Below are 17,079 nucleotides of genomic sequence, written 5' to 3' on the forward strand. Positions count from 1 at the left end.
GCTATTTGCAGACCACGGCCAGCGCGTTGTCGAACGGGCTGTCCGGCACGATGTCTTCCGGGTTGAACTTCTCGTATTTGTAGTTTTCGACCGGCTCGCCCTTGCCCATGGCTTCGGGGTAGAACACCTGCGACAGCAGCACGGTGGTGCGGTCGGCGCAGGAGTACAGGTGCAGCGCCTTGAGCGAACGGTAAGGCTTGCCCTCGGGCGTGGTTTGCGGCTTGCCGAAGCTGCGCATCGACCAGACCTTGCGCGTCTGGTCGACCTTGATGATGCTGGCCTTGTCGATGTAGAAGACGCCGGCGCCGTCGCCCTTGACTTTGGCCCACTGCGCCGCGTGGACCCGGCTACACATCAGTATCAAGGCGATTGCTAACAGGCCAGGCTTGTTCATGGCGGTCTCTCCGTGTTACGGCACCAGTGGCTTCTTGGCCGCCTGCTTGCCCTTGATCTCGGCGATGGTCTTGTCGATCACCGACAGGCGATAGTTTACGGCGGGGTGGATGGCAGTATACCCGTTTAGCACCGTGGCGGGATATTGCCCCGCCATGCGCTGCCAGAAGGCGTGCGCGTGGTCCAGGCTGTAGCCGGCGCGGGCCACCATGTACAGCGACAGGTAGTCGGCCGCCGCATCGAGTTCCTGCGGCATGGGCTTGACCCCGGCGGTGCCGATCAACATCGACAGGTCGGGCCGCACGGACACCAGATTGTCGATGATGCTGCCGACCGTGTAGGCCGAACGGGTGGTGGCCGCGTGGCCCAGCACATTGTGGGCGATGTCCTTGGCCAGCACGTAGGCGATGGCTTCGTCGCTCTGCGCGAAGTTGACCATGCCGCGCGTGATCATCACCCGCTGGCCGTCCGAGTAGGAGTTGATATTGTCGGCGTTGCCGATGTCGATCTTGAAGGCGCAGGCGCGCGTGACCGGCACGTTGAGCGCCTGGTTGCGGCCATCGCGGGCGATGATCAGGTTGAGCGACTGGTGGCCGGACACCAGCGGGCCGAGGATGCCGGCGGCCTGGGTTTCGGCATTCTGGCCGGTCGGCAGGGTCTTGCCCTCGGCGGCGACCAGGCCGTCGCCCTTGCGCAGGCCGGCGCGCGCGCCGCCGCTGCCGGCCAGCACGCTGGCCACTTCCAGGCGGTCGCCGTAGTTCAGCACCGCTTGCGCGGCGTCGACGAATTCGCCGGTGTAGGAGTATTTGTTCTTGGCGGTGAAGCCGAGCAGGTTGCGCGCCTGGGTGCGGCACAGGTCCGCGTTGTTGATCAACAGCGGGCCGGCGATGCGGTACAGGCGGTCCTGCAGGGCCACCATCTGGCTCAGGGAATCGCGCGCGGCGGCCATCTTGGCGGTGATTACCGGCGCTTGCTCGGTGATGACGCGGGCCACCACCGGTTCGGCCGGCGCCGGCGCCGGCTTGGATTGGAAGGACGAGCAGGCCGACAGCAGCGATGCCGCCGCCATCAGGGACAATGAGGTGTATTGATTGATCTTGTTTGTCTGCTGGACCATCCAGGGTCTCCGTCTGTTTTTGTTAGTGTTTGCCGGTGCTGCCAAAGCCGCCTTCGCCGCGTTCGCTGTCGCCGAATTCTTCGACCACGTTGAAGCCCACTTGCAGCACCGGTACGATGATCAGCTGCGCCAGGCGTTCCATCGGGTTCAACGTGAAGGCGCCGTGGCCGCGGTTCCAGGTCGAGATCATCAGCTGGCCCTGGTAGTCGGAGTCGATCAAGCCTACCAGATTACCCAGCACGATGCCGTTTTTGTGGCCCATGCCGCTGCGCGGCAGGATCATGGCGGCGTAGCCGGGATCGGCGACGTGGATCGCCAGGCCGGTTGGTATCAGCACGGTCTGTCCCGCTTCGATGACCATGGGCGCATCGATGCAGGCGCGCAGATCGAGGCCGGCGGAACCCGGGGTGGCGTAGGCCGGCATCTGGTCTTTCATGCGCGGATCGAGGATTTTGACGTCGATGTTTTTCATTTATTTGGCGAATAAGGAGTGCTGGGAGATCCGTTTCGAGATCTCCGAAATCAGTTGGCGCGCCAGCGTCAGCTTGTCGGCGCGCGGCAGTATGGTGTGGCCGTTTTCATCGAACAGGATGATGGTGTTGTCGTCCTGGCCGAAGGTGTGGTGGCCGATATTCCCTACTAGCAGGGGGATGCCTTTTTTCTCGCGCTTGTCGGCCCCGAACTGCACCAGGTTTTCCGATTCGGCGGCGAAGCCCACGCAGTACGGATAGCCGGCCAGCGTGGTGCGCGCGGCGACGCCGGCGAGAATGTCCGGGTTCTGCTCGAACTTCAGGTCCGGCACCGAGCCGTCCGGGTTCTTCTTCAGTTTCTGCTCGCTGGAGTTGGACACGCGCCAGTCGGCCACCGCCGCCACCGCGATGAAGATGTGCTGGTGGTCGACATTGGCCATCACCGCGTCGTGCATCTGCAGCGCGCTCTGGACGTTGATGCGCTGGACGCCGAACGGCGCCGGCAGCGCCGTCGGGCCGGACACCAGCACCACCTCGGCGCCGGCTTCGCGCGCGGCGCGCGCCACGGCGTAACCCATCTTGCCCGATGACAGATTGGTGATGCCGCGCACCGGGTCGATCGGCTCGAAGGTCGGGCCGGCGGTGATCAGGATGCGCTTGCCCGCCAGGACTTTCGGCTGGAACGAGGCGATCAGCTCTTCGAGCAGCTGCGCCGGTTCCAGCATGCGGCCCATGCCGACTTCACCGCAGGCCTGGTCGCCGGCGGCGGGGCCGAACAATACGATGCCGTCGTCGCGCAGCTGCTGCGCGTTGCGCTGGGTGGCGGGGTTTTGCCACATCTCGACGTTCATGGCCGGCGCCAGCAGCAGCGGCACCAGGCGCGGACGCGCCAGGCACATGGTCGACAGCAGGTCGTCGCAGACGCCATGCGCCAGCTTGTACATGAAGTCCGCCGAGCAGGGCACGACCAGGATGGCGTCGGCGTCGCGGGTGACGTCGATGTGGGCCATGTTGTTGTCGACGCGCGGATCCCACTGGCTGCTGAACACCTTGTTGCCGGACAGCGCCTGCATGGTGACGGCGGTGATGAAGTGGGCGGCGGCGTCGGTCATCACGACCTGCACCGAGGCGCCGGCCTTGGTCAGCGCGCGGCACAGTTCCGCCGCCTTGTAGCAGGCCACGCCGCCGGTCAGGCCGAGGACGATTTTCTTGCCGGTCAATTCCATCATGGTCTACTCCGGTTGGTGCGAGTTTATTTGTTCACCCGGCGCAGTTCATCGAGGATGAACAGCGCCGCGCCGATGCAGATGGCCGAGTCGGCGACGTTGAACGCCGGGAAGTGGCCGATGCCGCTCCAGTGGAAATCGAGGAAGTCGACCACGTGGCCGTACAGGATGCGGTCGATGACGTTGCCGATGGCGCCGCCCAGGATCAGCGACAGCGCCCACGAGAACATGCGCTGGCTGCCGTGCTTTTTCAGCAGCACGATGATCCAGGCCGCCGCGCCCAGCGCGATGGCGGTGAAGAAGTAACGCTGCCAGCCGCCGCTGTTCTGCAGGAAGCTGAACGCCGCGCCCTTGTTATAGGCCAGCACCAGGTTGAAAAAGGAGGTGATGATTTTCTCTTCACCGAGATGGAAGGTCTTGGTGATGGTGATCTTGGACAGCTGGTCGAACAGGACGATGATGGCGGCAATGCCCAGCCATGGCGTCAGGCTGGCCGAGGATTTGGTCGGGAAGATTTTTTTGGTGGCCATAAGATTTCAAGTGGGTTCGTGGCGACGGCGCCGCCGCTCCCGGTGGGAACGGCGGCCCTCATGTTAAGCGAACTTGCGTTTTTCGCCCGCACCGAACAGATTGCTGTGGCAACGGCCGCACAGGGTAGGGTGGTCCGCGTGCGAGCCGACGTCGGCGCGGTAGTGCCAGCAGCGTTCGCACTTTTCCGCCGTGGAGGCGCTCACTTCGACCGCTTCATCCGCTTCGCTTTCAACCTGCACCGCCTTGGCGGCGGAGGTGATGAAGACGAATTTCAGGTCGTCGTCCAGGCTGGCCAGCAGCTGGTACTTGTCGCCGGCGGCCTTGATGGTCAGTTCCGCCTGCAGCGAGGAGCCGATCGCGCCCGAGGTGCGCACGTCTTCGAGCTGCTTGGTGACGTCGGTGCGGACCGCGCGCAGGGCCGTGTACTTGGCCAGCAGCGCCGCCGCGTCGGCCGCTTGCGGCAGCTTCCACCAGGTTTGCGTGAAGATGGTTTCGTCGCTGGCCTGGTAGGCCTGCGCGCCGGCGAAGATGGCCCACGCTTCTTCCGCCGTGAACGACAGCGCCGGCGCCATCACGCGCAGCAGGCTTTGCGTGATGTGCCACAGCGCGGTCTGCGCCGAGCGGCGCGCGGGCGAGGTGACGGCGCTGGTGTACAGGCGGTCCTTGAGCACGTCCAGGTAGAAGCCGCCCAGGTCTTCCGAGCAGAAGTTCTGCAGCTTGGAGTAGATCGGCTGGAACTCGTACTGCAGATAGTGCTCGGCGATTTCCGCCTGCAGCGCCGCCATGTTGGCGACGGCGTAGCGGTCGATCTCCAGCATGTCGTCGATCGCCACCGCGTCCTTGGCGGCGTCGAAGTCCGACAGGTTGGCCAGCAGGAAGCGCAGCGTGTTGCGGATGCGGCGATAGGCTTCGGTGACGCGCTTGAGGATCTCGTCGGAGATCGACAGCTCGCCGGTGTAGTCGGTGGTGGCGACCCACAGGCGCAGCATGTCGGCGCCCAGCTTGTTCCAGACGTCCTGCGGGGCGACGGTGTTGCCGACCGATTTGGACATCTTCTTGCCTTCGCCGTCGACCACGAAGCCGTGGGTCAGCAGCGCCTTGTAGGGCGGCGCGCCGTTCAGCATCGAGGAGGTCAGCAGCGACGAGTGGAACCAGCCGCGGTGCTGGTCCGAACCTTCGAGGTACAGGTCGGCCGGGAACGCCGACTGCTGCTGGTGCGAGCCGCGCAGCACGGTCTGGTGGGTCGAGCCGGAATCGAACCAGACGTCCAGCGTGTCCTTGTTCTTTTCATAGGCCGCCGCCTCGTCGCCGAGCAGGTCCTTCAGGTCCAGCGCCAGCCAGGCGTCGATGCCGCTCTGCTCGATCAGCTTGGCCACTTGTTCCAGCAGTTCCGGGGTGCGCGGATGCAGCGCGCCGGTTTCCTTGTGGACGATGAAGGCCATCGGCACGCCCCACTGGCGTTGACGCGACAGCGTCCAGTCGGGACGGTTGGCGATCATGCCGTGCAGGCGCGCCTTGCCCCAGTCCGGGAAGAACTTGGTCTCGTCGATGCCTTTGAGCGCGGTTTCGCGCAGCGTGTGGCCGCCGTCCTTGGGCTTGACATCCATGCCGGCGAACCACTGCGAGGTGGCGCGGTAGATGATCGGCGTCTTGTGGCGCCAGCAGTGCATGTAGCTGTGGTCGAACATCTTCACTTCGAACAGCGCGCCAGCTTCCTTCAGCGCGTTGCAGATCGGCTTGGAGGCTTCCCAGATCGTCATGCCGCCGAACAGCGGCAGCGTCGACGCGTATTTGCCGTCGCCCATGACCGGGGTCAGGATGTTCTCGTCCTTCATGCCATGCGCGCGGCAGGAGATAAAGTCGTCCAGGCCGTAGGCCGGCGCCGAGTGCACCACGCCGGTGCCGCTTTCGGTGGTCACGTATTCGGCCAGGTACATCGGCGACAGGCGGTCGAAGAAGGCGTCCGACGCGTGCAGCGGGTGGCGGAAGCCGATGCCGGCCAGCGCCGCGCCGTGGCAGGTGGCGATGGTGGTGCCTTCGAGCTTGTAGCGCGCCAGGCAGGCTTCGACCAGGTCCTGCGCCAGGATCAGCAGCAAAGGCTGGCCGTCACGCTCGGTCTGCACCAGCGAGTAGATCACTTCGGCGTTGACGTTCAGCGCCTGGTTGGACGGGATGGTCCAGGGGGTGGTGGTCCAGATGACGATGAAGCCGTTCTCGGTCGGCAGCTTAGCGAGGCTGAAGGCCGTGGCCAGCTGCTCGAATTGGGCGAACTTGAAGCCGACGTCGATCGCCGGATCGCGCTTGTCCTGGTATTCCACTTCCGCTTCCGCCAAGGCGGACTGGCAGTCGAAGCACCAGTTGACCGGCTTCAGGCCGCGGTAGACGTAGCCTTTCTCCAGCAGCTGGCCGAGGGCGCGCAGCTCGTCGGCCTCGTTCGAGTAGTTCATGGTCAGGTAAGGGTTCTGCCATTCGCCCAGCACGCCCAGGCGGATGAAGTCCTTGCGCTGGCGGTCGACCTGTTCCAGCGCGTAGGCGCGGGCCTTGGTCAGCACTTCGGCGGTCGGCAGGTTCTTGCCGTATTGTTTTTCGATCTGGATCTCGATCGGCATGCCGTGGCAATCCCAGCCCGGCACGTAGGGCGCGTCGTAGCCGGCCATGCCGCGCGCCTTGACCACCATGTCCTTCAGGATCTTGTTGACGGCGTGGCCGATGTGGATGTCGCCGTTGGCGTACGGAGGACCGTCGTGCAGGATGAATTTCGGCCGGCCGGCGGCGGCCTTGCGCACGCGCTCGTAGATCTTCTTGTCTTGCCATTGCTTGACCCAGTTCGGCTCGCGCTTGGCCATATCGCCGCGCATCGGGAACGGGGTTTCGGTCATGTTGACCGGGTACTTGCTTTCAGGCTTCTTTGCGGATTTGTTGTCGGACATGGTTATCTTCAGTGATTTTTATTCGGGGAGTTCGGTGTAGCCGGCGCGCGTGGCTGGTCGCGCGGTTAAATTCGGTCGGTGGCGGTGATGGCGCCGTCGCGTTCTTTGACGCATTGTGCAAAATACTCGCGGGCGACGGTGGCGTCGCGCTCGATGGCGGCGGTCAGGGTCGGCAGGTCGACGTATTTTTCCTCGTCGCGGATCTTGTGCAGGAACTCGATGCGCACCTGCTTGCCGTAGCAGTTCTGGGCGAAGTCGAACACATGCACTTCCAGCAGCACGCGGCCGCTGTCGTCGACGGTCGGGCGCACGCCCAGGCTGGCGACGGCCGGCAGCGGCTGTTCGGCCAGGCCGTGCACCTGCACGATGAAGATGCCGGCCAGCGCGGGGCGGTGCGGCACGCGCAGGTTCAGCGTGGGGAAGCCCAGCGTGCGGCCCAGCTTCTGGCCGTGGACCACGTGGCCGGAGATGGCGTACGGGTGGCCCAGCAGCGCCTCGGCGTGCACGAAGTCGCCCCCGGCCAGCGCGGCGCGCACGGCGGAGGAGGAGATGCGGTTGCTGCCGTTCATCACGGTCGGCAGGGTCTCGACGTGGAAGCCGTAGTGCCGGCCCGCTGCCAGCAGCATCTGGACGTTGCCGGCGCGGCGGGCGCCATAGCAGAAGTCGTCGCCGACCATCAGCCACTTGACGTGCAGGCCTTCGACCAGTACTTGTTCGGTGAATTCCTGCGGGCTCAAGGCGGCGAACGGCGCCGAGAAGTGCTCGACGATGACGCGGTCGATGCCGTTGTCGGACAGCGATTGCAGCTTGTCGCGCAGGTTGGCGATGCGCGGCGGCGCCTTCGACAGGTCGCCGGCCTTGTGCGCGAAGAATTCGCGCGGGTGCGGTTCGAAGGTCATCACGGCCGCTTCCAGCCCGAGGCCGGTGGCGGCGGCGCGCACGCGGCCCAGCAATGCCTGGTGGCCGAGGTGGACACCGTCAAAGTTGCCTATCGTGAGCGCGCAGGGCGCGCGCGCCGCTGCATTGGGTAGACCTCGAAATACCTTCATGGGAATCTGGGGGGAAACTGTCGCTAAATGGGGGATTATACGGTTTGTTTGCGGTGGCCGACAGTTATCGACGGAAATGCGGCGGCAAATGCGGCGATACAGCATAAAAAAAGCGCTGTCCGGCGCGGGGCCGGACAGCGCTTGCGCGCATCAAAACCGCCGGATTACATCGGGTGGTTGATGTTCAGCGTCCAGTAGCGGGCCAGGTCGGCGGTGCCGTCCTTGCCTTTGACCGATTTCAGGGTGGCCAGCGCGGCAGGCTTCTTGCCGGCGTTGAACTGGGCGATACCCTGGTGCAGCTTGACGGCGTCAGGATTTTTCGCGGTGCCCATCTTCACGGCCTGGTCCAGCAGCGCCAGGCCCTTGTCGGCCTTGCCGGCCGAAACCAGCGCGTAGCCCATATTGGCCAGCGTGTCGGCGTCCTTGTTCTTGACGGCTTCCGCTTCCAGCGCGGCTTGCTTGGTGTCGAACTCGGCCTGGGTCTTGGCGGCCAGGTCTTTCAGACGCTGGTGGCGGGCGGCGTCGGCGCCGGTGCCCAGCGCGCCTTTCTTGTAGCCCTGGTCGATGATCTTGGTCGCTTCGGCAGGGTTGCCCGCTTGCAGCGCCAACTGGGACATTTCCATGTAGTCGCTCGGCTTGGTCAACAGGCCGTTGGCCAGGCGCAGGCGCAGCACGTCCAGCGACAACGACGAAGCGAAGCCTGGCTTGCCCGATACGCGGTTCAGCAGGTCGGCCCAGTAGTTGGACTTGGGATAGGAACCGGCCAGTTTTTCCAGGGTCTGGACGTAGCCTTCCTTGTCGTTTTGCTTGAGCTGGATATTGGCCAGCATGCCCAGTTGTGCTTCGCTCAGGTTTTTCGAGCCTTGCAGTTCCTTGGCGGCTTCGGCGTACTTGCCGGAGGTGTAGTAGATCTGGGTCAGGTATTCATGCGCCTGGGTGTTGCCTGGATTGTCCTTCAGCACGCGCTGGAACCAGGTGATCGCTTTGGGATAGTCCTTGGCGCGGTAGTAAATGCCGGCCAGGGCTTCCGAGAATTTCGGGGCTTCGGCAGGCGACAGCTTGCCGGAATTGATGACGGCTTCGAAGGCGTGGGCGGCGGTGTCGTTATCGCCGGCGGCGGTAGCGGCCGAAGCGCGGGTGCGTTCGATCAGATACGTTTCATTCGGGGTCTTGCCACCGACGGCGTCGGCTTCTTTCAGTTTGGCCAGTGCTTCTTTGTTCTTGCCTGCCGCAGCCAGTTTCTGTGCTTCCTGCAATGGCTTGCCGATCTCAGCGCGCACCGCGTCGGCCGCGTGGGCAACCGAGGAAAAACCTGCCAGAGGAGCTGCTGCTGTGAAACCAATAGCGGCCATTACCAGGCCGAGATGAGCGAGACGAAACTTGGTCATGGGTAAGTTTTCTTTCTTCAAAATGCGAAATAGGCAGGAACGGTCCTGCCTATCGTTGAACATAGAACTGATTATTGGAACTGCTCGTTGCCGACCAGGCCAATCTTGGTCACGCCCAGACGTTGGGCCGCAGCCATCACGCCTGCCACGACTTTGTACGATACCAGCTTGTTCGGACGCAGATGCACTTCCGGCTGGTCAGCTTGCGCTGCGACATCGGTCAGTTTCGCTTCCAGGGTACCGCGGTCAGCAACGACAGCGTTATCCCACAGAATCGTACCGTCGAAGTCGACGTCAATCGTGATCACCACAGGTTCCTTCACAGGCGGAGGCGGGGTGCCGACCGGCATGTTCAGGTTGACCGAGTGGTTGGCCCTTGGAATCGTAATGATCATCATGATAATCAGCACCAGCATCACATCGATGAGGGGCGTCATGTTCATTTCCATCATTGGTTCCGGATCCGCGCCACCGCTTGGGGAGCCGACATTCATACTCATGGTGTTTCCTTTTAAGAAGGGCAGGCCCGGATTCCAGGCCTGCGATGCACTATTCGGGGATTAACCCTTATCAGGCGGTTCGGTGATGAAGCCGACCTTCTGAATACCAGCGCGCTGGGTAGTGTAAATAACCTTGCCGATTGCCTCGTAGCGAGTTTCTTGGTCGCCACGAACATGCACTTCTGGCTGAGGCAACTTCACTGCTTCCACCTTCAGAAAATCGAACAACTCATTCGCGTCGCGCATTTTCTTCTGATTCCAGTAGATGTCGCCATCCTTGCTTACAACGATGTTGACATCTTCCGGCTTGGTCTGAATAACCTGGTTGGTTTCTTCTGGCAGCTTGATCTTGATCAGCTTCAGAACAACCGGGCTCGTGATCAGGAAGATAATCAGCAGAACCAACATGATGTCCACCAGGGGCGTCGTGTTGATTTCTGACATGACTTGATCTTCGTCTCCGCTATCGGAGCCTACGGACATCGACATGATTAATTATCCAATCTTTTTAGCGCCGGCGGCACGGCCAGCTTCGCTGGTGGACATGGCGCCCGAGATCAGTACCGAGTGCACGTCGGCGGAGAACGAACGCACGTCTTCCATTGCGGCCTTGTTACGACGTACCAGCCAGTTGTAACCCAGAACGGCAGGAACCGCGACGAACAGACCGAAAGCGGTCATGATCAGCGCTTCACCGACTGGACCTGCAACCTTGTCGATCGATGCGTTACCCGACATGCCGATGGCGATCAGTGCATTGTAAATACCCCAAACGGTACCGAACAGACCGATGAACGGTGCGGTCGAACCAACGGTCGCCAGGAACGACAGGCCGTCTTGCAGACGCGATTGAACTTTATCGACAGCGCGCTGGATCGACATCGTCACCCAGGTCGACAGGTCGATTTGTTCCAGCAGGGCGCCGTCGTGGTGCACGGTGGCCTTGGTGCCGGTTTCAGCGATGAAACGGAAAGGCGAACCTTCTTTCAGGGCTGCCGAACCGGCAGCGATCGACGATGCTTTCCAGAACTTGGCCGAGGTTTCTTTCGACTGCTTGAAGATTTTCATCTGGTCGATCAGCTTGGTGACGATGATGTACCACGAACCCATGGACATCAGCGACAGGATGATCAGGGTGCCGCGCGAGACGAAACCACCGTTCCAGACAGCTTCGAAGCCGTAAGGATTGTCCACTTCTTCTTTGCCGCCTTTGGCAGCTGGAGCTTCTGCTGCTGCTGGTGCGGCTGCCGCATCCGCTGCTGGAGCGGCTGCTGGTGCCGAAGCGGCGGCCGAGGCTGGCGCGTCAGCGAAAGCTGGGGCGCTAACCAGGGCGGTGGCTGCGGTCACGGAAAACAGCACAGCGGCCAGTACAGCGGACAAACGGGTATTCTTAAACATGCTTCCTCCAAATTGATAAAATAAGATCGCTGAACTATTTGACAACGAAATCACAAATATGAGACTGAAGACTCGGTCTCGGTTTAATCCAGCGACCAGACATATTGCACTGGCTGCCACTGCTGTTCCGGCTTGCCATCGATCATGGCTGGCTTGAACCGGCACTTACCCAAGGCATTTTGAGCCGCCTTGTCCAAGTCGCGGAAGCCCGAAGACTTCGTGACCTTGGAATCCATCACAGAACCATCGATGCCAATCAGGAACGATACGGTGGTGACACCGGTTTCTTCATTGCGCAGCGAGGTTTTCGGATAATCAGGCTTGGCGCAGGTGCTCATGTCAGCAACGGCTGGCGTATGCACCGACTTTGCCGGACCTGGAGTCGCTGCCGGCGGAGCCGGTGGCGTTCTCTGGATCTCAGTCGTCGCAGGTTTCACGTTGGTCGCGTTAGCGATCGTGTTTTGCGGCGGCGGAGGCTGCTGCACATTCACCTCAACTGGGGGGATGAAAGGCGGCGGTGGCGCTTTCATCTCTGGCGGAGGTGGTGGCGGGGGGAGTTCTTTCGGTGGAGGAGGTTTTACCTCCTCGATGATCTTGGTCTCCACTGGTGCGATCATCTTGCTCACCAGACGTTTACCCAAGCCCGTCACGATCCCATAAGCAACCAGGAGGTGCAACAAAACGACAATGGTAATGCCTGTAAAGTTCTTCCCGGTGCTTTTCTCGTTGTGCGTGAAATTCATGCCTGCTTTCTCCAATACCAACTCTTTTTGTTGCTACTAAACCCCAAAATGGCGACACAAAACAACAGCCGCATCCGGGACGTCGGCGAATTATACATACGAATTCTTGATTTTACATAGAATTTTCATCCCTAAAACCGGTTAAATTTCATAGGGTTTTCCTATGTGATAGCGCTCTCTTTGCACCGTTCTAGCTCAATTTGCAAGCTTCTCCGGCGCAATTTTGGGGCGGAACGCACCACGACATTACTTAGTTTTCCCTTAAGCCCAAAAACGGAATATTATGCGCGTAATTTTACTACGTACAGTTGATAATTTGGCCGCAAAAGTTTCTTTTACGAAATTCTTGCGGGAAACACTTAGCCGCCAGGTGACGAAAGCTGTTGACTTCTGCCTGGCGGCATGCCTTGGCCAAAAAAACCGGGGCCAGAGCAATGCCTCTGACCCCGATCTATCCCTTGCAAGAGCCATGCCCGGGATCGGAAAAAGCTCTATATATATATCGCTCAACTGCCGCGCGCCCGTTTCTCCCGTTTCACCTCCAGCGAACTGATGATTTCGCCGTTCGGGCCCACGGTTTCCAGGTGCACGTCGAAGCCCCACAGCCGCGCCACATGCTTGAGCACCTCGCCGGCCTGCTGGTTCAGCGGCCGCCGCTGGAACTGCGTGTGGCGCAGGGTCAGCGCGCGGTCGTCGCGGGTGTTGACCGACCACACCTGGATGTTCGGTTCGCGGTTGCCCAGGTTGTACTGCTCGGCCAGCTGCTGGCGGACGTAGCGGTAGCCCAGGTCGTCGTGTATGGCGGAGATTGCCAGCTTTTCGTTATTGTCGTCGTCCAGTACAGCAAAGAAATGAAATTCGCGGATCAGCTTGGGCGACAGGTACTGGGCGATGAAGCTTTCGTCCTTGAAATTGCGCATCGCGAAGTCCAGGGTCTTGCGCCAGTCGCTGCCGGCGATGTCGGGGAACCATTCGCGGTCCTCGTCGGTCGGATGTTCGCAGATGCGGCGGATGTCGGTCATCATGGCGAAGCCCAGCGCGTACGGATTGATGCCGCTGTAATACGGGCTGTTGACCGGCGGCTGGTAGACCACGTTGGTGTGGCTCTTCAAAAACTCCATCATGAAGCCGTCGGCCACCACGCCCTCGTCGTACAACTGGTTGAGGATGGTGTAGTGCCAGAACGTGGCCCAGCCCTCGTTCATCACCTGGGTCTGGCGCTGCGGGTAGAAGTACTGCGAAATCTTGCGCACGATGCGCACCATCTCGCGCTGCCACGGCTCCAGCAGCGGCGCGTACTTCTCGATGAAGTACAGCAGGTTCTCTTCCGGCTCGGGCGGGAAGCGCGGCGCGGCCTTTTCCTCTTCCTCTTCCTCGCGCCGCGGCAGGGTGCGCCACAGGTCGTTGATCTGCGACTGCACATAGGCCTCGCGTTCCTTCTGCCGCGCGCGCTCTTCCATCATCGACAGCTTGGCCGGCCGCTTGTAGCGGTCGACGCCGTAGTTCTGGATCGCGTGGCAGGAATCGAGCAGCAGCTCGACCGCGTCGATGCCGTGGCGCTGCTCGCACTCGGCGATGTAGTTCTTGGCGAACACCATGTAGTCGACGATGGCGTCGGCGTCGGTCCAGGTGCGGAACAGGTAGTTGCCCTTGAAGAAGGAGTTGTGGCCGTAGGCCGCGTGCGCGATCACCAGCGCCTGCATGGTCAGGCTGTTCTCCTCCATCAGGTAGGCGATGCAGGGATTGGAGTTGATGACGATCTCGTAGGCCAGGCCCATCTGGCCGCGCTTGTAGCCTTTTTCGGTCGACAGGAAATGCTTGCCGAACGACCAGTGGTTGTAGGACACCGGCATGCCGACCGAGGTGTAGGCGTCCATCATCTGCTCGGCGGTGATGATCTCCAGTTGATTCGGATACGTATCGAGCCCGAAGGCTTCGGCGACGCGGCGGATTTCCTGGTGGGCCTGCTCGATCAGTTCAAACGTCCACTCGGACTGTTCGGGCAGGGCGCGCGGATGGCGCGGCTTGGGGGCAGGGGCATGCGTCATATCGTTCATTATTTCGGCCCGCCTATTTAGGCTGTTTCTTGAACAGTTCGCGGAACACCGGATAGATATCGGCCGGCGTGACTATTTTTTGCATGGCGAAATGCGGGTGGTGGTCGGGGATCTGCGAGTATTGCTCCCACAGGTTTTGCGGCGGCCCGTCGGTGATCTCGACGTAGGTGTAGTACTGCACCTTGGGCATGATGGTGTTGACCAGCAGTTGCCGGCACAGCACCGAATCGTTGTCCCAGTTGTCGCCGTCGGAAGCCTGGGCGACATAGCTGTTCCAGCTGCCGGCGCCGTAGCGCTCGTCGATGATCTTGTCCAGCAGGTGCAGCGCCGACGACACCACGGTGCCGCCCGACTCGCGCGAGTGGAAGAATTCCTCCTCGCTGACCTCGGCCGCGGCGGTGTGGTGGCGGATGAACACCACCTCGATCTTGTCGTAGGCGCGCTTGAGGAACAGGTACAGCAGGATGAAGAAGCGCTTGGCCGTGTCCTTGCGGGTTTCGTCCATCGAGCCGGAGACGTCCATGATGCAGAACATCACCGCCTGCGTCATCGGCTTGGGCACCTTGATGCGGTTGCTGTAGCGCAGGTCGAACGGGTCGATGAAGGGGATGGCCAGCAGCCGCGTGTGCAGATGGTGGATCAGCTTTTTCAGCTCCACCACGCGCGGCGCGTCCAGCGGCGCGCCGTCCAGCAGCAGTTCCTCCAGCTCGCGCTCGGCTTCGATGACGCGCTTGCGCGAGCTGCCGCCGACCGCGATGCGCCGTCCCAGCGCGCCGCGCAAGGAGCGCAGCACGTGGATGTTGGACGGCGTGCCCGACATATTGTAGCCGGCGCGCTGGTTCTTGAACTCGGTGGTGGCGGTCAGCTGGGTCTTGACCAGGTTGGGCAGCTCCAGGTCCTCGAAGAAGTAGTTCATGAATTCTTCGCGCGACAGCTCGAAGATGAAATCGTCCTCGGTCATCTGGTCGCTATTGCCGGCCTTGCCGCGGCCGGCCCCGCCGCCGCCCTTGGGACGATTGATCAGGTCGCCCTTGAGGTATTCCTGGTTGCCGGGGTTGATGGTTTCCCACACGCCGCCATGGGCGTGGCCGAACGAGGGCTCGCCCACGTCCTTGACCGGGATCGAGACTTTTTCGCCATTCTCAATGTCGGTGATGGAGCGGCCCTTGATGGCACGTCCCACCGCGTCCTTGATCTGGGCCTTGTAGCGCCGCAAGAAGCGCTCGCGGTTGACCGCAGACTTGTTCTTGCCCTGCAAACGTCGGTCGATGAGGTAAGTCAAAAGATGCCTCCTGCTGCAATTGGTCGGCGCCGCGCCGCCACCGCCTGATGCGGGGCGGCGCGCAATACTACTAAGACGACTTCCTCACACGCAAATACCATTCGCACAGCAAGCGGACCTGCTTGGCCGTATAGCCTTTCTCCACCATGCGGGCGACGAAGTCGGCGTGCTTGTTGGCGTCTTCGGCGCTGGCCTTGGCGTTGAACGAAATCACCGGCAGCAGTTCCTCGGTGTTGGAGAACATCTTCTTCTCGATCACGGTGCGGAACTTCTCGTAGCTGGTCCAGGCCGGATTCTTGCCGCCGTTGTTGGCGCGCGCGCGCAGACCGAAGTTGACGATCTCGTTGCGGAAATCCTTGGGATTGGAAATCCCGGCCGGCTTCTCGATCTTTTCCAGCTCGTTGTTCAGCGACTCGCGGTCGAAGCTCTCGCCGGTGTCCGGATCGCGGTATTCCTGGTCCTGGATCCAGAAGTCGGCAAAGGTCACGTAGCGGTCGAAAATGTTCTGGCCGTATTCCGAATACGATTCCAGGTAGGCGGTCTGGATTTCCTTGCCGATGAACTCGACGTACTTCTGCGCCAGGTGTTCCTTGATATACGAGAAGTACTTCTGTTCGGTTTCAGGCGGGAACTGCTCGCGCTCGACCTGCTGCTCCAGCACATACAACAGGTGCACTGGATTGGCCGCCACTTCGGTGTTGTCGAAGTTGAACACCTTGGACAGGATCTTGAAGGCGAAGCGCGTGGACAGTCCGTTCATGCCCTCGTCGACGCCCGCGTAGTCGACGTACTCGTGCATGGACTTGGCCTTGGGATCGGTGTCCTTCAGGTTCTCGCCATCGTAGACCAGCATCTTGCTGAAGATGCTGGAGTTCTCCGGATCCTTCAGGCGCGACAGGATCGCGAACTGCGCCATCATCTTCAGGGTTCCGGGCGCGCACGGGGCCTGGTACAGCGAGGAGTTGGCCACCAGCTTGTCGTAGATCTTGATCTCGTCGGTCACGCGCAGGCAGTACGGCACCTTGACGATGTAGATACGATCGAGGAAAGCCTCGTTGTTGCGGTTGTTCTTGAAGGTCTTCCACTCCGACTCGTTCGAGTGGGCCAGGATGATGCCGTCGAACGGGATCGCGCCGAAGCCCTCGGTGCCCTTGTAGTTGCCTTCCTGCGTGGCGGTCAGCAGCGGGTGCAGCACCTTGATCGGCGCCTTGAACATCTCGACGAATTCCATCAAGCCCTGGTTGGCCAGGCACAGGCCGCCCGAATAGCTGTAGGCGTCCGGATCGTCCTGCGAATAATCCTCCAGCTTGCGGATGTCGACCTTGCCGACCAGCGAGGAAATATCCTGATTGTTCTCGTCGCCCGGCTCGGTCTTGGAGATGGCGACCTGCTTGAGCACCGACGGGTAGCGCTTGACCACGCGGAACTGGTTGATGTCGCCGTTGAACTCGTGCAGGCGCTTGACCGCCCATGGGCTGGGGATGTTGCGCAGATAGCGGCGCGGGATGCCGTAATCCTCTTCCAGGATTACGCCGTCCTCTTCCTCGTTGAACAGGCCGAGCGGCGATTCGTTGACCGGCGAGCCCTTCAGGCAATAGAAGGGCACGTGCTCCATCAGCGACTTGAGCTTCTCGGCGATCGACGATTTGCCGCCGCCCACCGGACCCAGCAGATACAGGATCTGCTTGCGTTCCTCCAGCCCCTGCGCGGCGTGGCGGAAGTAGGAGACCACCTGTTCGATCACTTCCTCGGTGCCGTAGAACTCGCGGAATGCCGGATACAACTTGATGACCTTGTTCGCGAAGATGCGTGACAGCCGGGTGTCGTTGCGGGTATCGACCAACGTCGGTTCGCCGATGGCGGCCAACATGCGCTCTGGGGCGCTGGCGTAGGTGAGTCGATCTTTTTTGCAAAGTTCGAGATATTCCTTCATGGACATCTCTTCTTCTTTGGTCCGTTCGTACCGTGCGGCGTAGTTGTCAAAAATGGTCATTT

The 17,079-nt window shown here is 61.5% G+C and carries 15 protein-coding genes; all 15 read right to left on the reverse strand.

The window, feature by feature from the left end:
• Nucleotide 1: 1 nt before the first annotated feature.
• The gene (locus AC1RMD_RS21320; protein ID WP_492929136.1) at nucleotides 2–394 is read right to left on the reverse strand and encodes a surface-adhesin E family protein; all 393 of its coding nucleotides are present in this window, start codon (nucleotides 392–394) and stop codon (nucleotides 2–4) included.
• Nucleotides 395–409: 15 nt separating this feature from the next.
• Entirely contained in the window at nucleotides 410–1,510 is a 1,101-nt protein-coding gene (locus tag AC1RMD_RS21325) for a M48 family metalloprotease (RefSeq protein WP_492929138.1), read from the reverse strand.
• A 22-nt stretch (nucleotides 1,511–1,532) separates the two neighbouring features.
• Entirely contained in the window at nucleotides 1,533–1,982 is a 450-nt protein-coding gene (gene dut / locus AC1RMD_RS21330; protein ID WP_445232716.1) for a dUTP diphosphatase, read from the reverse strand.
• Nucleotides 1,983–3,206, reverse strand: coding sequence for a bifunctional phosphopantothenoylcysteine decarboxylase/phosphopantothenate--cysteine ligase CoaBC (gene coaBC, locus AC1RMD_RS21335; protein ID WP_492929255.1), 1,224 nt, complete (start codon nucleotides 3,204–3,206; stop codon nucleotides 1,983–1,985). It lies immediately after the preceding gene.
• A 26-nt stretch (nucleotides 3,207–3,232) separates the two neighbouring features.
• Nucleotides 3,233–3,736: a signal peptidase II gene (gene lspA, locus AC1RMD_RS21340; protein WP_492929140.1), complete on the reverse strand. Its 504-nt coding sequence runs from the start codon at nucleotides 3,734–3,736 to the stop codon at nucleotides 3,233–3,235.
• 63 nt (nucleotides 3,737–3,799) lie between these two features.
• On the reverse strand, nucleotides 3,800–6,667 hold the full coding sequence (gene ileS, locus AC1RMD_RS21345) for an isoleucine--tRNA ligase (RefSeq protein WP_492929142.1): 2,868 nt from the start codon (nucleotides 6,665–6,667) through the stop codon (nucleotides 3,800–3,802).
• Nucleotides 6,668–6,732: 65 nt separating this feature from the next.
• Nucleotides 6,733–7,716: a bifunctional riboflavin kinase/FAD synthetase gene (locus tag AC1RMD_RS21350; protein WP_492929144.1), complete on the reverse strand. Its 984-nt coding sequence runs from the start codon at nucleotides 7,714–7,716 to the stop codon at nucleotides 6,733–6,735.
• A 164-nt stretch (nucleotides 7,717–7,880) separates the two neighbouring features.
• Nucleotides 7,881–9,104 carry a tetratricopeptide repeat protein gene (locus AC1RMD_RS21355; RefSeq protein WP_492929145.1) on the reverse strand — a complete coding sequence of 408 codons (1,224 nt, stop codon included), beginning with the start codon at nucleotides 9,102–9,104 and terminating at the stop codon, nucleotides 7,881–7,883.
• A gap of 71 nt (nucleotides 9,105–9,175) precedes the next feature.
• Nucleotides 9,176–9,604, reverse strand: a complete 429-nt coding sequence (locus AC1RMD_RS21360; RefSeq protein WP_492929147.1) for an ExbD/TolR family protein — start codon at nucleotides 9,602–9,604, stop codon at nucleotides 9,176–9,178.
• A 60-nt stretch (nucleotides 9,605–9,664) separates the two neighbouring features.
• Nucleotides 9,665–10,093: an ExbD/TolR family protein gene (locus tag AC1RMD_RS21365; protein WP_492929149.1), complete on the reverse strand. Its 429-nt coding sequence runs from the start codon at nucleotides 10,091–10,093 to the stop codon at nucleotides 9,665–9,667.
• Nucleotides 10,094–10,099: 6 nt separating this feature from the next.
• Complete coding sequence (locus AC1RMD_RS21370; protein ID WP_492929151.1) at nucleotides 10,100–11,002, reverse strand: MotA/TolQ/ExbB proton channel family protein; 903 nt, start codon at nucleotides 11,000–11,002, stop codon at nucleotides 10,100–10,102.
• Nucleotides 11,003–11,085: 83 nt separating this feature from the next.
• Nucleotides 11,086–11,745: an energy transducer TonB gene (locus AC1RMD_RS21375; RefSeq protein ID WP_492929152.1), complete on the reverse strand. Its 660-nt coding sequence runs from the start codon at nucleotides 11,743–11,745 to the stop codon at nucleotides 11,086–11,088.
• A gap of 506 nt (nucleotides 11,746–12,251) precedes the next feature.
• The gene (locus tag AC1RMD_RS21380; RefSeq protein ID WP_492929153.1) at nucleotides 12,252–13,802 is read right to left on the reverse strand and encodes a SpoVR family protein; all 1,551 of its coding nucleotides are present in this window, start codon (nucleotides 13,800–13,802) and stop codon (nucleotides 12,252–12,254) included.
• Between the two features lie 13 nt (nucleotides 13,803–13,815).
• On the reverse strand, nucleotides 13,816–15,084 hold the full coding sequence (locus AC1RMD_RS21385; RefSeq protein ID WP_492929155.1) for a YeaH/YhbH family protein: 1,269 nt from the start codon (nucleotides 15,082–15,084) through the stop codon (nucleotides 13,816–13,818).
• A gap of 70 nt (nucleotides 15,085–15,154) precedes the next feature.
• Nucleotides 15,155–17,077, reverse strand: a complete 1,923-nt coding sequence (locus AC1RMD_RS21390) for a PrkA family serine protein kinase (RefSeq protein WP_492929157.1) — start codon at nucleotides 17,075–17,077, stop codon at nucleotides 15,155–15,157.
• Between the last annotated feature and the right edge of the window lie 2 nt (nucleotides 17,078–17,079).

The organism is Duganella sp. GW822-FHT06D06 (genome assembly GCF_058799615.1).